This is a genomic window from Pseudogulbenkiania subflava DSM 22618 (assembly GCF_900177275.1).
GTDB lineage: Bacteria > Pseudomonadota > Gammaproteobacteria > Burkholderiales > Chromobacteriaceae > Pseudogulbenkiania > Pseudogulbenkiania subflava.
Window position 1 is genome coordinate 22,133 of record NZ_FXAG01000002.1, and the last position, 14,102, is coordinate 36,234.

General features: G+C 61.7%; 13 protein-coding genes. All 13 read left to right on the forward strand.

Annotation, left to right across the window (positions count from 1 at the left end; translation table 11 throughout):
- Positions 1–2 precede the first annotated feature (2 nt).
- From B9N72_RS01690 to B9N72_RS01750, 13 genes are read left to right on the forward strand one after another with little or no spacing between them, the layout of a single operon-like run.
- Positions 3–596, forward strand: coding sequence for an NADH-quinone oxidoreductase subunit C (locus B9N72_RS01690; RefSeq protein ID WP_085274726.1), 594 nt, complete (start codon positions 3–5; stop codon positions 594–596).
- A complete protein-coding gene (locus B9N72_RS01695) occupies positions 589–1,842 on the forward strand; it encodes an NADH-quinone oxidoreductase subunit D (RefSeq protein ID WP_085274727.1) in 1,254 nt (417 codons plus the stop codon). The genes B9N72_RS01690 and B9N72_RS01695 overlap by 8 nt, the downstream gene beginning before the upstream one ends.
- Positions 1,842–2,342, forward strand: a complete 501-nt coding sequence (gene nuoE / locus B9N72_RS01700) for an NADH-quinone oxidoreductase subunit NuoE (RefSeq protein ID WP_085274728.1) — start codon at positions 1,842–1,844, stop codon at positions 2,340–2,342. The genes B9N72_RS01695 and nuoE overlap by 1 nt, the downstream gene beginning before the upstream one ends.
- Positions 2,342–3,637, forward strand: coding sequence for an NADH-quinone oxidoreductase subunit NuoF (gene nuoF, locus B9N72_RS01705; protein ID WP_085274729.1), 1,296 nt, complete (start codon positions 2,342–2,344; stop codon positions 3,635–3,637). Before nuoE ends, nuoF begins: the two co-directional genes overlap by 1 nt.
- Before the next feature lie 3 nt (positions 3,638–3,640).
- A complete protein-coding gene (nuoG, locus tag B9N72_RS01710; RefSeq protein ID WP_085274730.1) occupies positions 3,641–5,998 on the forward strand; it encodes an NADH-quinone oxidoreductase subunit NuoG in 2,358 nt (785 codons plus the stop codon).
- A complete protein-coding gene (nuoH, locus tag B9N72_RS01715) occupies positions 5,999–7,048 on the forward strand; it encodes an NADH-quinone oxidoreductase subunit NuoH (protein WP_085274731.1) in 1,050 nt (349 codons plus the stop codon).
- Between the two features lie 28 nt (positions 7,049–7,076).
- Entirely contained in the window at positions 7,077–7,556 is a 480-nt protein-coding gene (nuoI, locus tag B9N72_RS01720) for an NADH-quinone oxidoreductase subunit NuoI (protein ID WP_198019650.1), read from the forward strand.
- 9 nt (positions 7,557–7,565) lie between these two features.
- Positions 7,566–8,210 carry an NADH-quinone oxidoreductase subunit J gene (locus B9N72_RS01725; RefSeq protein WP_008953443.1) on the forward strand — a complete coding sequence of 215 codons (645 nt, stop codon included), beginning with the start codon at positions 7,566–7,568 and terminating at the stop codon, positions 8,208–8,210.
- A 26-nt stretch (positions 8,211–8,236) separates the two neighbouring features.
- Positions 8,237–8,542, forward strand: coding sequence for an NADH-quinone oxidoreductase subunit NuoK (gene nuoK, locus B9N72_RS01730; RefSeq protein WP_008953442.1), 306 nt, complete (start codon positions 8,237–8,239; stop codon positions 8,540–8,542).
- Between the two features lie 34 nt (positions 8,543–8,576).
- Positions 8,577–10,628, forward strand: coding sequence for an NADH-quinone oxidoreductase subunit L (gene nuoL, locus B9N72_RS01735; RefSeq protein WP_085274732.1), 2,052 nt, complete (start codon positions 8,577–8,579; stop codon positions 10,626–10,628).
- A 43-nt stretch (positions 10,629–10,671) separates the two neighbouring features.
- Positions 10,672–12,165: an NADH-quinone oxidoreductase subunit M gene (locus B9N72_RS01740; protein ID WP_085274733.1), complete on the forward strand. Its 1,494-nt coding sequence runs from the start codon at positions 10,672–10,674 to the stop codon at positions 12,163–12,165.
- A gap of 18 nt (positions 12,166–12,183) precedes the next feature.
- Entirely contained in the window at positions 12,184–13,638 is a 1,455-nt protein-coding gene (nuoN, locus tag B9N72_RS01745; RefSeq protein ID WP_085274734.1) for an NADH-quinone oxidoreductase subunit NuoN, read from the forward strand.
- Between the two features lie 9 nt (positions 13,639–13,647).
- Positions 13,648–13,944 (forward strand): DUF2818 family protein, encoded by a 297-nt coding sequence (locus B9N72_RS01750; RefSeq protein ID WP_085274735.1) that lies wholly within the window; start codon positions 13,648–13,650, stop codon positions 13,942–13,944.
- Positions 13,945–14,102: the final 158 nt, after the last annotated feature.

Genomic DNA, 14,102 nt, shown 5'->3' on the forward strand with positions numbered 1-14,102 from the left:
CCATGGCCTCCAAAATGGAAGCGCTCAAGTCGGTTGTCGAGCAGGTGCTGGGCGACAGGCTTGTCCAGAGCACGCTGGCGTTCGATGAGCTGACCATCGTCTGCAAGGCAGAAAATATCGTCGAAGCAGCCTCCCTGCTGCGTGATCATGCCGAGTTGTCGTTCGAGCAACTGATCGATCTGTGCGGCCTCGACTACAGCAGCTACAAGGACCAGCCCTGGGATGGTCCGCGCTTTGCCGTCGTCTATCATCTGCTGTCCCTCAAGCACAATTTACGTATCCGCCTCAAGACTTTCGCACCGGAAGACGATTTCCCCGTGGTGAATTCCGTCGTCGGCGTGTGGAATTCCGCCAACTGGTTCGAGCGCGAAGCGTTCGACCTCTTTGGCATCGTGTTCGACGGCCACCCGGACCTGCGTCGCCTGCTGACCGACTACGGCTTTGTCGGCCACCCGTTCCGCAAGGACTTCCCGCTGTCCGGCTACGTCGAAATGCGCTATGACCCGACGCAACAACGGGTGATCTACCAGCCGGTCACCATCGAACCGCGGGAAATCACCCCGCGCATCATTCGCGAGGAGACCTACGGTGGCTGAGATTCGCAACTACACGCTCAACTTCGGTCCGCAACACCCGGCTGCCCACGGTGTACTGCGCCTGGTGCTGGAACTGGACGGTGAAGTGATCCAGCGCGCCGACCCGCACGTCGGCCTGTTGCATCGCGGCACCGAGAAGTTGGCCGAAAGCAAGACCTTCATCCAGTCGCTGCCGTACATGGACCGTCTCGACTACGTTTCCATGATGAGCAACGAGCATGCCTACTGTCTGGCAATCGAGAAGTTGCTGGGGGTGGAAGTTCCCGAGCGGGCGCAATACATCCGCGTCATGTTCGCCGAGATCACCCGTATCCTGAACCACCTGCTGTGGATCGGGGCTCATGCCATCGACATCGGCGCGATGACCGTGTTTCTGTACGCCTTCCGCGAACGCGAGGACCTGATGGACTGCTACGAAGCAGTCTCCGGTGCGCGCATGCACGCGGCGTACTTCCGTCCGGGCGGCGTCTACCGCGATCTGCCGGACTCGATGCCGCAGTACACCGTTTCCAAGATCAAGAACGCGCGTGAACTGGCCAAGCTCAACGAAGGCCGCCAGGGCACCATGCTCGACTTCATCGATGCATTCACCCAGCGTTTCCCGACCTACGTGGACGAGTACGAAACCCTGCTGACCGACAACCGCATCTGGAAGCAGCGTACCGTCGGCATCGGCGTGGTATCGCCGGAGCGCGCGCTGAACCTGGGCTTCTCCGGGCCGATGCTGCGCGGTTCGGGCATCGAGTGGGATCTGCGCAAGAAGCAGCCCTACGACGTCTACGACCGCATGGATTTCGACATCCCGGTCGGCGCCAATGGCGACTGCTACGATCGCTATCTGGTGCGCATCGAGGAAATGCGCCAGTCCAACCGCATCGTCAAGCAATGCGTGGATTGGCTCAAGAAAAATCCGGGGCCGGTCATCACCGACAACTTCAAGGTTGCTCCGCCTTCGCGCGAAGGCATGAAGAGCAACATGGAAGAGCTGATCCACCACTTCAAGCTGTTTACCGAAGGCATGCACGTGCCGGAAGGCGAAGCCTACGCCGCGGTGGAACACCCCAAGGGTGAGTTCGGCATCTACCTAGTGTCGGATGGCGCCAACAAGCCGTACCGTCTGAAAATCCGCGCGCCGGGTTACGCCCATCTGGCGGCCCTGGACGAAATGTCGCGCGGCCACATGATTGCCGACGTGGTGGCGATCATTGGTACACAGGATATCGTGTTTGGGGAGATTGACCGCTGATGCTGTCCGCACAATCGCTTGCCTTGATCGACCGCGAGGTCGCCAAATACCCGGCCGACCAGAAGCGCTCCGCCGTCATGGGCGCTCTGCGCATCGCGCTGGAAGAGCGGCGCTCCACCGGTGAAACGCCGGAAGCCCGCTGCCTGAATCAAGAGGTGATCGAGTTCGTCGCCAACTACCTGGAAATTCCGCCGGTAGCCGCCTACGAAGTCGCCACCTTCTACAACATGTACGACATGAAGCCGGTGGGCAAATACAAGATCACCGTCTGCACCAACCTGCCCTGTGCGCTGCGCGGCGGGGTCAACGCTGCCGAGTACATCTCGCACAAGCTGGGCATCGCCATCGGCGAGACCAGCAGCGACGGCATGTACACCCTGTTGGAAGGGGAGTGCATGGGTGCCTGCGGCGACGCCCCGGTGCTGCTGGTGAACAACCACAGCATGTGCAGCTTCATGACGTCCGAAGCGATCGATAAAAAACTGGCGGAGTTGAAATAATGGCAGTCTTCGTCAATGGTGTGATTTTCGACGGCGTGGATACGGCTGCCGCCGATGCCTGGCGCCTCGACGCCTACGTGGCGCGTGGCGGCTACCAGGCTCTGCGCAAGATTCTCGACAGCAAGCTGCCGCAGGAAGACGTGATCGCCGAGGTGAAGAACTCCGGCCTGCGCGGTCGTGGCGGCGCTGGCTTCCCGACCGGTCTGAAGTGGAGCTTCATGCCGCGTTCGTTCCCGGGCGACAAGTACGTCGTGTGTAATACCGACGAGGGCGAACCGGGCACCTTCAAGGACCGCGACATCCTGCGCTTCAACCCGCATTCGCTGATCGAAGGCATGATCATCGCCGGTTACGCGATGGGCACCAAGGCCGGCTACAACTACATCCACGGCGAGGTCTTCGCCGAGTATCTGCGTTTCGAAGAAGCGCTGGAAGAGGCTCGCAAGGCCGGCTTCCTCGGCCAGAACATCCTCGGCACCGATTTCAGCTTCGAGCTGTACGCTCACCATGGCTACGGCGCCTACATCTGCGGCGAGGAAACCGCGCTCCTGGAGTCGCTGGAAGGCAAGAAAGGCCAGCCGCGCTTCAAGCCGCCGTTCCCGGCCAGCTTCGGCCTCTACGGCAAGCCGACCACCATCAACAATACCGAGTCGTTCGCCTCGGTGCCGTTCATCATTCGCGACGGCGCGCAGAAATTCCTCGAAGCGGGCAAGCCAAACAACGGCGGCACCAAGCTGTTCTCGGTTTCCGGTCACGTCAATCGTCCGGGCAACTACGAGATTCCGCTGGGCACCCCGTTCTCGACGCTGCTGGAAATGGCCGGCGGCATGAAGGACGGCAAGAAGCTCAAGGCGGTGATCCCGGGCGGTTCGTCTGCGCCGATTCTGCCGGCAGAGATCATGATGAATTGCACCATGGATTACGACAGCATCAGCAAGGCCGGCTCTATGCTCGGCTCGGGTGCCGTGATCGTGATGAACGAAGACGTGTGCATGATCAAGGCGCTGGAGCGTCTGGCCTTCTTCTACCACGAAGAGTCCTGCGGTCAGTGTACGCCGTGCCGTGAAGGTACCGGTTGGCTGTACCGCGTGATCCATCGCATCGCCAACGGCCAAGGCCGTCCGGGCGATCTGGAGCTTCTGGATTCCGTGGGCAACAACATGGCAGGCCGCACCATCTGCGCCCTGGCCGATGCCGCGGTGTTCCCGGTTCGCAGTTTCACCAAGCATTTCCGTCATGAGTTCGAATATGCGATCGAACACGGAAAGACCTTGGTGGACCACAAATGGTGTTGAGCGATGCTTGAAATTGAAATCGACGGTAAGAAACTGACGGTCCCGCAGGGAAGCACCGTCATGGATGCGGCCCACTCGGTGGGTACCTACATCCCTCACTTTTGTTACCACAAGAAACTCTCCATCGCGGCCAACTGCCGCATGTGCCTGGTCGAGGTAGAAAAGGCTCCCAAGCCGCTGCCGGCCTGTGCCACGCCGGTGACGGATGGCATGAAGGTGCACACCCACTCCGACATGGCCAAGAAGGCTCAGGCCGGGGTGATGGAGTTCCTGCTGATCAACCACCCGCTGGATTGCCCGATCTGCGACCAGGGCGGCGAATGCCAGCTGCAGGATCTGGCCGTGGGCTACGGTAATTCCGCTTCGCGCTACCAGGAAGAGAAGCGCGTGGTGGTGGGCAAGGACATGGGGCCGCTGGTTTCCGCCGAGGAAATGAGCCGCTGTATCCATTGCACCCGCTGCGTGCGCTTCACCGAGGAAATCGGCGGCTTCCAGGAAATCGGCATGGCCAACCGCAGCGAGTTCTCGGAAATCCTGCCGTTCCTCGGCAAGACCGTGGATTCGGAAATCTCCGGCAACGTCATCGACCTGTGCCCGGTCGGCGCCCTGACCTCCAAACCGTTCCGCTACAGCACCCGCGCCTGGGAACTGTCGCGCCGCAAGTCGGTGAGTCCGCATGACGGCTTGGGAGCTAACCTGATCGTCCAGGTCAAGGGCAACCAGGTAATGCGCGTGCTGCCGCTTGAGAACGAAGAGATCAACGAGTGCTGGATCGCTGACCGTGACCGTTTCTCCTACGAAGGCCTGAACAGCGCCGAGCGTCTGCAGAAGCCGATGATCAAGCACGACGGTAAGTGGCACGAAGCCGACTGGCAGACCGCGCTGGAGTACGTGGTCAAGGGCCTGAACGGCGTGTCGCGCGATCATGGCAAAGACGCCATCGGCGTGCTGGCCAGCCCGCACAGCACCACCGAAGAATTGTTCCTGGCACAGAAGCTGGCACGCAGCTTCGGCGTCAACAACGTCGACTACCGCCTGCGCCGCTCCGACTTCCGCGCCGACGCTGCCCAGCAGGGCGCGCTGTGGCTCGGTTCCAGCATCGTCGACCTGGCTTCGGCCAAGTCGGTCCTGGTGGTGGGCAGCACCCAGCGCCAGGAGCAGCCGCTCTTGGCCTCGCGCCTGCGCCAGGCGGTGAAGAAGGGCAGCGAACTCAACGTCATCCACGTCGCTGACGACGCGCTGCTGACCAAGCTCAACGCCAAGCTGATCGTCTCGCCGCTGGCGCTGGTGAACGCGCTGGCCCAGGTACTGAAGGCCGTGGTGGCGATCAAGTCGGGCGAGAGCGCGATCGATCTGGCCGCCGTGAGCGTGTCGGCCGAAGCGCAGCGTATCGCCGAAAGCCTGTGCGGCGCCGAGAGCGCCTCGGTCGTGCTGGGCAACGTGGCGCAGCATCACCCGGCCTTCTCCGAGCTGTTGTCGCTGGCGCAGGAAATCGCCCGTCTGAGTGGAGCCCGCTTCGGCGTGCTGGCCGAGGCCGCCAACAGCGTGGGTGCCGAACTGGTCGGTGCCGTGCCGACGCGCGGTGTCTTCGGTGCCGCCGTGTCGGCCGGTCTGGACGCGCAGCAGATGATTGCCGCACCGCGCAAGGCCTACGTGCTGCTGAACAGCGAAGTCGAGTTCGACAGCTACAACCCGCAGGCTGCCGTCGCCGCAATGAAGTCGGCCGAAACCGTGATCGCGCTGACCGCGTTCAAGGCCGAGGGTCTGCTCGACTACGCCGACGTGCTGCTGCCGATCGCGCCGTTCTCCGAGACCGCCGGCTCCTTCGTCAACATGGAAGGCCGTCTGCAAACCTTCAACGGCGTAGTTCGCCCGCTGGGTGAAGCGCGTCCGGCCTGGAAGGTGCTGCGTGTGCTGGGCAACATGCTGGGGATTTCCGGCTTCGAGTACACCAGTGTCGAAGAAGTCCGCGCCGAATGGCAGGGCAAGGGCGATATCGCACCGAGCCTGAACAATGTGCTGGCCTCCGTTTCGGCCAACGTGCAGCCGGCTGCCACCGCGCTGGTGCGCGTCGGCGAAGTGCCGCTGTACCAGGCCGACGCCATCTGCCGCCGCGCCTCGTCGCTGCAGGCGACGCGTGCCGCCGCCGTACCGGTGGCGCATGCGGCGCAGAGCGTGTTGGACGCTGCCGGCGTGCAGTCTGGCGCCGTCGTGGTGCTGAAACAGGGCGACGGCCAGGTGCGCGTGGCGCTGGAAGCCGACGCCACGCTGCCGGCCGGCGTCGTACGCCTGGCCACCGCGCATCCGACCACCATCGCACTGGGCGGCATGTTTGACCCGATCGAGATCAAGCAGGGGTAAATGATGGAGTTCTTGCAAGGCATTCTTGGCAATGAGGCGGGGCTCACCGTGTGGACCCTGCTCAAGATCGTCGCCATCGTGGCGCCGATGATGGGTGCGGTGGCCTACCTTACGTTGGCCGAACGCAAGGTGATCGGCTACATGCAGGTGCGTATCGGCCCGAACCGGGTCGGTTACTATGGCCTGCTGCAACCGCTGGCCGACGGCATCAAGCTGCTGCTGAAGGAGATCATTCTCCCTACCCAATCCAGCAAGGGCCTGTTCCTGCTGGCGCCGGTGCTGTCGATCGGTCCGGCCCTGGCCGCCTGGGCGGTGGTGCCGTTCACCGACAAGCTGGTACTGGCGAATACCAACGCCTCGCTGCTGTACATCATGGCCATCACCTCGATGGGCGTGTACGGCGTGATCATCGCCGGCTGGGCCGCCAACTCGAAGTACTCGTTCCTGGGCGCGCTGCGTTCGGCGGCACAGATCGTGTCGTACGAAATCGCCATGGGCTTCGCCCTGGTCGGCGTGCTGATGGTGAGCGGCAGTCTGAACCTGGTCGACATCGTCAACCAGCAGGGTCACGGCGTGGCCGGCGGCTCGGCGCTGTCGTGGAACTGGCTGCCGCTGTTCCCGCTGTTCATCGTCTACCTGATCTCCGGTGTCGCCGAGACCAACCGTGCCCCGTTCGACGTTGCCGAGGGTGAGTCCGAGATCGTGGCCGGTTTCCACGTGGAATATTCCGGCATGGCCTTTGCCGTGTTCTTCCTCGCCGAATACGCCAACATGATCTTGGTGGCCGCGATGACCTCGCTGATGTTCCTGGGCGGTTGGCTGTCGCCGTTCCCGGCGTCGTGGGGCGTGCTCGGTGCCTCCGGCTTCATTTGGATGGCACTGAAGATATCGCTGGTACTGTTCTGCTTCCTGTGGTTCCGCGCGACCTTCCCGCGTTACCGCTACGACCAGATCATGCGTCTGGGCTGGAAGGTGTTCATTCCGGTTACGCTGGTCTGGGTGTTTGTCGTCGGCGTGTGGATGATGAGCCCGTTGACGCTCTGGAACTGATACGGGTTAGGTGAAGAGCATGGATACGATTCGCAATTTTTTCAAAACGTTCTTGCTGGTGGAGCTGGTGCAAGGCCTGATGCTGACGGGCCGCCACTTCTTCGCACGCAAGATTACCGTGCAGTTCCCGGAAGAGAAGACGCCGCTGTCGCCTCGCTTCCGTGGCCTGCACGCCCAGCGCCGCTACGCCAACGGTGAAGAACGCTGCATCGCCTGCAAACTGTGCGAGGCGGTGTGCCCGGCGATGGCGATCACCATCGAGTCGGAGCAGCGCGACGACGGCACCCGCCGTACCTCGCGCTACGACATCGACCTGACCAAGTGCATCTTCTGCGGCTTCTGCGAAGAGGCCTGTCCGGTGGATGCCATCGTGGAAACCCACATTTTCGAGTATCACGGCGAAAAGCGTGGCGACCTCTACTACACCAAGCCCATGCTGCTGGCCATCGGTGACAAGTACGAGTCCGAGATTGCCGCCCGCAAGGCGGCTGATGCCAAGTATCGCTAAGGGGGTGTGATGAGCTTTCCTACCGTTGTTTTTTATGTACTGTCGGCGATCCTGATTTTCGCCGGGCTCCGAGTCATTACGGCCAAGAACCCGGTGCACGCCGCGCTGTATCTGGTGCTGGCGTTCTTTACCAGCGCCGGCCACTGGCTGCTGCTGGAGTCGGAGTTTCTCGCCATTTCGCTGGTGCTGGTCTATGTCGGCGCGGTGATGGTGCTGTTCCTGTTCGTGGTGATGATGCTCGACATCAACTTCGAGAAGCTGCGCGAAGGCTTCTGGAAGAACGCCCCCCTGGCCGGTACGGTCGGTCTGATCATGGTCGGCGAGATGGTGCTGATCTTGATGAGTCCGGAAGCCAGCCTCGGCAGCTACAAGGGCGCCGCTCCGCTGGCCGCTGACGCCAGCAACATCCGCGAACTGGGCCGCCTGATCTATACCACCTACCTGTGGCCGTTCGAACTGGCCGCCGTGGTGCTGCTGGTCGGCATGGTGGCTGCGATCGCGCTGACCATGCGCAAGCGCAAGGACACCAAGTTCGTGAATCCGGGCGATCAGGTCGTGGTTCGTCGCGACGACCGTGTACGCCTGGTGAAGATGGCTGCCGTAAAACGTTCGGAACCGGTTGCTGAAGCCGAGTCCGCTGATCAACAGGCCTGACGGCCGAACAACATAAGGGAGGAAACGTGCTGACGCTGACTCACTTCCTGGTGCTGGCCGCAATCCTGTTTGCTATCAGTGTGCTGGGCATCTTTCTGAACAGGAAGAACGTGATCGTTCTCCTGATGGCTATCGAGCTGATGCTGCTCGCGGTGAACTTCAACTTCATCGCGTTCTCGCATTACCTGTCGGATACGGCAGGGCAGATTTTCGTCTTCTTCATCCTGACCGTGGCGGCTGCCGAGTCCGCTATCGGTCTGGCGATCCTGGTGGTGCTGTTCCGCAATCTGCAGACCATCAACGTCGAAGACTTGGGCAGCCTCAAGGGCTAAGACAAACCGGATACCAAACTACAAAGCACAAAGCATGGATATGAAAAGCTTATACCTGCTGATTGCCCTGGCGCCGCTGGCCGGGTCTCTCATCGCGGGCTTGTTTGGATGGGCCATCGGACGTCGTGCCTCACACGTCGTGACCATTCTGGGGGTGGCCGTTTCGGCGGCCCTGTCGCTCAAGGTGCTGTCCGGCTTCATCTCCGGCCAGACGGAAGTCTTCAACGGCGCGGTGTACACCTGGCTGACCGTCGGTGGCCACGAGTACGCGGTCGGCTTCCTGGTGGATAAGCTGACCGCCATGATGATGGTGGTGGTGAGCTGTGTTTCGCTGATGGTGCATGTCTACACCATCGGCTACATGCAGGAAGACCCGGGCTATCAGCGCTTCTTCAGCTACATCTCGCTGTTCACCTTCTCGATGCTGATGCTGGTGATGAGCAACAACTTCATCCAGTTGTTCTTCGGCTGGGAAGCGGTGGGCCTGGTGTCCTACCTGTTGATCGGCTTCTGGTTCAAGCGTCCGACGGCGACCTTCGCCAACCTGAAGGCCTTCCTGGTCAACCGCGTCGGTGACTTCGGCTTCCTGCTCGGCATCGGCCTGGTGCTGGCTCATTTCGGCGGTTCGCTGAATTACAGCGACGTGTTCGCGGCCGCGCCGGCCTTGGCCAACAAGACCATCCAGATCTTCCCGGGCGTCGAGTGGTCGCTGATGACCGTCACCTGCATCCTGCTGTTCGTCGGCGCGATGGGTAAGTCGGCGCAGTTCCCGCTGCACGTGTGGCTGCCCGATTCGATGGAAGGCCCGACCCCGATCTCGGCGCTGATTCACGCCGCGACCATGGTGACCGCCGGCCTGTTCATGGTGTCGCGCATGAGCCCGCTGTTCGAGATGTCGGACACTGCACTGAACTTCATCATGATCTCCGGCACCATCACCGCGCTGTTCATGGGTTTCCTGGGCATCGTGCAGAACGACATCAAGAAAGTGGTGGCGTACTCCACGCTGTCGCAGCTTGGCTACATGACCGTGGCGCTGGGCGCTTCGGCCTACTCCGCCGCGATGTTCCACGTGATGACCCACGCCTTCTTCAAGGCCCTGCTGTTCCTGGGTGCCGGTTCGGTGATCATGGGCATGCACCACGATCAGGACATGCGCAACATGGGCGGCCTGCGCAAGTACATGCCGATTACCTGGATCACCTCGCTGATCGGCTCGCTGGCGCTGATCGGTACCCCATTCTTCTCGGGCTTCTACTCGAAGGACTCGATCATCGAGGCGGTGGCCGCGTCGCACCTGCCGTTCGCCGGCGTGGCGTACTGGGCGCTGATCATCGGCGTGTTCGTGACCGCGTTCTACTCCTTCCGCATGTACTTCCTGGTCTTCCACGGCAAGGAGCGCTGGATGGCGAACCATGGCGCGCACCACGGCCATGACGAAGACCATGACGATGAGGAGCCGTCGACTGATCATCATCACGGCCTGGGTCCGAACGACAAGCCTCACGAGAGCCCGTGGGTGGTGACTCTGCCGCTCGTGGTGTTAGCGATTCCGTCCGTGCTGATCGGCTTCTTCGCCATCGAGCCGCTGTTGTTCGGCGACTTCTTCAAAGGCGCGATCACCATCGACGCGCTGAAGCACCCGGGCATGCACGAGCTGGCCGAAGAGTTCCACGGTCCGGTGGGGATGGCTGTTCATGCACTGAGTTCGCTGCCGTTCTGGCTGGCATTGTCCGGCGTGGTCGTAGCCTGGATCTTCTACATGAAGGCCCCGCATATTCCGGCGGCCATCAAGCAGCGCTTCAGCGCCGTGCACAAGGTGCTGGACAACAAGTACTACATGGATGATCTGTACTTCAACCTGTTCGCCAAAGGCTCGCGCGCGCTGGGCACCCTGTTCTGGAAAGTGGGTGACATGCTACTGATCGACGGCCTGATGGTGAACGGGACGGCCAAGCTGGTCGGCGTCTTCTCCCGCCTGACCCGCAAGCTGCAGACCGGCTTCATCTACAGCTACGCCGCATCGATGATCATCGGCGTGCTGGGGCTGATGACGCTGTGGTTTGCCGGCATCATCCTGCGCTGATAGGTCGATACACTGGAATTGAATAACAACTTAGGCTTTGACTATGTTCACTAATATGTTAAGTCTGGTGGTCTGGACACCGATCGTGGCCGGATTGCTGGTGCTGGCGACGGGAGGGGACCAGCGCGCACCGCTGGCCCGTTGGCTGGCCCTGGCCGGGGCACTGGCCGGCTTCCTGGTGTCGCTGCCGCTCTATACCGGCTTCAACGACCTCAACGGCGGCATGCAGTTCGAAGAAATGCGGCCGTGGATCCAGGCGCTGAACATCAACTACCACTTGGGCGTGGACGGCATCTCGATGCTGTTCATCGTGCTCAACAGCTTCACCACGCTGATGGTGGTGCTGGCGGGCTGGGAGGTGATCCAGAAGCGCGTGGCGCAGTACATGGCGGCCTTCCTGATCATGTCCGGCCTGATCAACGGCTCCTTCGCCTCGCTCGACGCGATGCTGTTCTACGTGTTCTTCGAGGCGATGCTGATCCCGATGTACCTGATCATCGGTGTCTGGGGCGGTCCGCGCCGCGTGTACGCGTCGGTCAAGTTCTTCCTGTACACCCTGCTGGGCTCGCTGCTGATGCTGGTGGCGTTCATCTACATGTACTTCAAGGCCGGCAAGACCTTCGAGATCCTGGCCTTCCACGACATGAAGATCGCCCTGAGCGTGCAGATGCTGCTGTTCGTCGCCTTCTTCCTGTCGTTCGCGGTGAAGGTGCCGATGTGGCCGGTGCACACCTGGTTGCCGGATGCCCACGTTGAAGCCCCGACCGGCGGTTCGATGGTGCTGGCGGCGATCACCCTGAAGCTGGGTGCCTACGGCTTCCTGCGGTTTGCCCTGCCGATCCTGCCGGACGCTTCGCGCGAACTGGCCTGGGTGATGGTGGCGCTGTCGCTGGTGGCGGTGGTGTACATCGGTCTGGTGGCTCTGGTGCAGTCCGACATGAAGAAGCTGGTGGCGTACTCGTCGATTTCGCACATGGGCTTCGTAACCCTGGGCATGTTCATGTTCCTCGGCACCAACATGAACCAGTGGGCCGTCGAAGGCGCGCTGGTGCAGATGGTGTCGCACGGCTTCGTGTCGGCCGCCATGTTCTTCTGTATCGGTGTGATGTACGACCGTCTGCACAGCCGCAACATCGCCGACTACGGCGGTGTGGCCAACAAGATGCCGATCTTCGCTGCCTTCATGATGCTGTTCGGCATGGCCAACTCTGGCCTGCCGGCCACCTCCGGCTTCGTCGGCGAATTCATGGTGATTCTGGGCGCGGTGCAGGTGAACTTCTGGTACGCGGCTCTTGCTGCCACCACCCTGATTTTCGGCGCGGCCTACACGCTGTGGATGTACAAGCGGGTGATCTTCGGTGACATCGGCAACAGCCACGTCGCCGAGATGAAGGATGTGAACAAGCGCGAGTTCCTGGTGCTGGCCATCCTGGCTATCACGGTACTGGGCATGGGTCTCTACCCGCAGGCGTTCGTCTCCAAGATGCACCTGTCGGTGAACGACCTGATCGCGCATGTAGCGCAAAGCAAGCTGTAAGGCCACAAGGAAACCACAATGAATTGGGCTGATTTGAACCTGGTGCCGGCGATGCCCGAGATCTTCCTGATCTCGGCACTGTCGGCCATCCTGTTGCTCGATCTGTTTATTTCGGATGCTCGGCGCAGCATCACCTACGGCCTCAGTCTGCTGACCCTGGCCGGTACCGCCGCGCTGCAGGTGTATACGTTCGAGCCGTACGCGCAGTACACCTTGTCCAACATGTTCGTTGCCGATCCGTTGGCCTCGCTGGTGAAGCTGGCGATGTACGGTGCAACTGCAATGATCCTGGTGTATTCGCGCCAGTACGCCGCCGACCGCGACATGTACAAGGGTGAATTCTTCACCCTGGCGCTGTTCGCACTGTTCGGCATGAACGTGATGGTATCCGCCAGCCACTTCCTGTCGCTGTACATGGGGCTGGAACTGCTGTCGCTGTCGCTGTACGCGCTGATCGCGCTGCAGCGTGACTCGGTGCCGGCGACCGAAGCGGCCATGAAGTACTTCGTGCTCGGCGCGCTGGCTTCCGGTCTGCTGCTGTACGGCATGTCGATGGTGTACGGCGCGACCGGCACGCTGGAAATCGCCGCCATCGCCAAGGCTATCCACGGCGGTTCGGCCAACCAACTGCTGCTGGTATTCGGCTTGGTGTTCCTGGTGGCTGGTCTGGCGTTCAAGCTGGGTGCGGTACCGTTCCACATGTGGGTGCCGGACGTCTACCAAGGCTCGCCGACCGCGATCACGTTGATGATCGGCGCGGCGCCGAAGCTGGCGGCGTTCGTGTTCATTTTCCGCATCCTGGTGCAGGGTCTGGACGGGCTGACCGCCGACTGGCAGAGCATGCTGGCGATCATGGCCGTGCTGTCGATGGCGATCGGCAACATCACCGCCATCGCCCAGACCAACCTGAAGCGCATGCTGGCTTATTCGACCATCTCGCACATGGGCTTCCTGATGCTGGGCCTCCTGGCTGGCAACGAACAGGGCTATTCCTCGGCGCTGTTCTACGCCATCACCTACGTGCTGACCACGCTGGCTTCCTTCGGCGTCATCATGGCGCTGTCGCGCGCCGGCTTCGAGTGCGACAAGCTGGAAGATCTGAAGGGGCTGAACAGCCGCAACAGCTGGTACGCGGCCCTGATGCTGCTGACGATGTTCTCGCTGGCCGGGATTCCGCCGCTGGTGGGCTTCTACGCCAAGTTCGCGGTGATCAAGGCCATCGTCGATATCGGTTTGGTGAAGCTCGCGGTGTTCGCCGTGGCGATGTCGCTGATCGGCGCCTTCTATTACCTGCGCGTGGTCAAGCACATGTACTTCGACGAAGTGCAGGACACGAGCCCGATCGTGGTGCGTGGCGACATGCAGCTGGTGCTGTCGCTCAACGCCCTGGCCCTGCTGGTGCTGGGCGTGGTGCCGGAGCGACTGATCGAAATCTGTGTCGAGGCGATGAAACAGTCGCTGACCGTACTCTAAGGAGTCATCGTGGAGAGCAGCGTCGCCACCGTATTGCTCGTCGCCGTGCTGGCGGCCAACCTGCCCTTTTTCATGCCACGCATTGCCGGCGTGATCAAGGTCGAGTCCAAGCATGCCGGCTGGCGGCTGCTTGAGCTGGTGGTGCTGTTCTTCCTGGTCGGGCTGCTGGCTCGTTTCCTGGAAGGCCGCCAGATGCCGGTGCACAGCCAGAACTGGCAGTTCTACGCCACCACGGCGGCCTTGTTCCTGGTGTTTGCTTTCCCGGGCTTTGTCTACCGTTACTTCTGGAAGAAGCGCCGCAACTGAGCCGCTCCGCCTCCCCAAAAACCCGACTGTATGCAGTCGGGTTTTTTCTTTTCCGGGCCTAACAGGGGAGGGGGCTTCGGCGCTCTGGTGATGACTCGACTGGCTGCCCAGTCGGGCTGGAAGGACTGGAGGGCGCTGGAGCAACAGCGGCTTCGACT

Coding starts and splice junctions, on each gene's coding strand:
- B9N72_RS01690 (WP_085274726.1), top strand. CDS start 3: ATGGCCTCCAAAATGGAAGCGCTCAAGTCGGTTGTCGAGCAGGTGCTG.
- nuoE (WP_085274728.1), top strand. CDS start 1,842: ATGCTGTCCGCACAATCGCTTGCCTTGATCGACCGCGAGGTCGCCAAA.
- nuoF (WP_085274729.1), top strand. CDS start 2,342: ATGGCAGTCTTCGTCAATGGTGTGATTTTCGACGGCGTGGATACGGCT.
- nuoG (WP_085274730.1), top strand. CDS start 3,641: ATGCTTGAAATTGAAATCGACGGTAAGAAACTGACGGTCCCGCAGGGA.
- nuoH (WP_085274731.1), top strand. CDS start 5,999: ATGATGGAGTTCTTGCAAGGCATTCTTGGCAATGAGGCGGGGCTCACC.
- B9N72_RS01725 (WP_008953443.1), top strand. CDS start 7,566: ATGAGCTTTCCTACCGTTGTTTTTTATGTACTGTCGGCGATCCTGATT.
- nuoL (WP_085274732.1), top strand. CDS start 8,577: ATGGATATGAAAAGCTTATACCTGCTGATTGCCCTGGCGCCGCTGGCC.
- B9N72_RS01740 (WP_085274733.1), top strand. CDS start 10,672: ATGTTCACTAATATGTTAAGTCTGGTGGTCTGGACACCGATCGTGGCC.
- nuoN (WP_085274734.1), top strand. CDS start 12,184: ATGAATTGGGCTGATTTGAACCTGGTGCCGGCGATGCCCGAGATCTTC.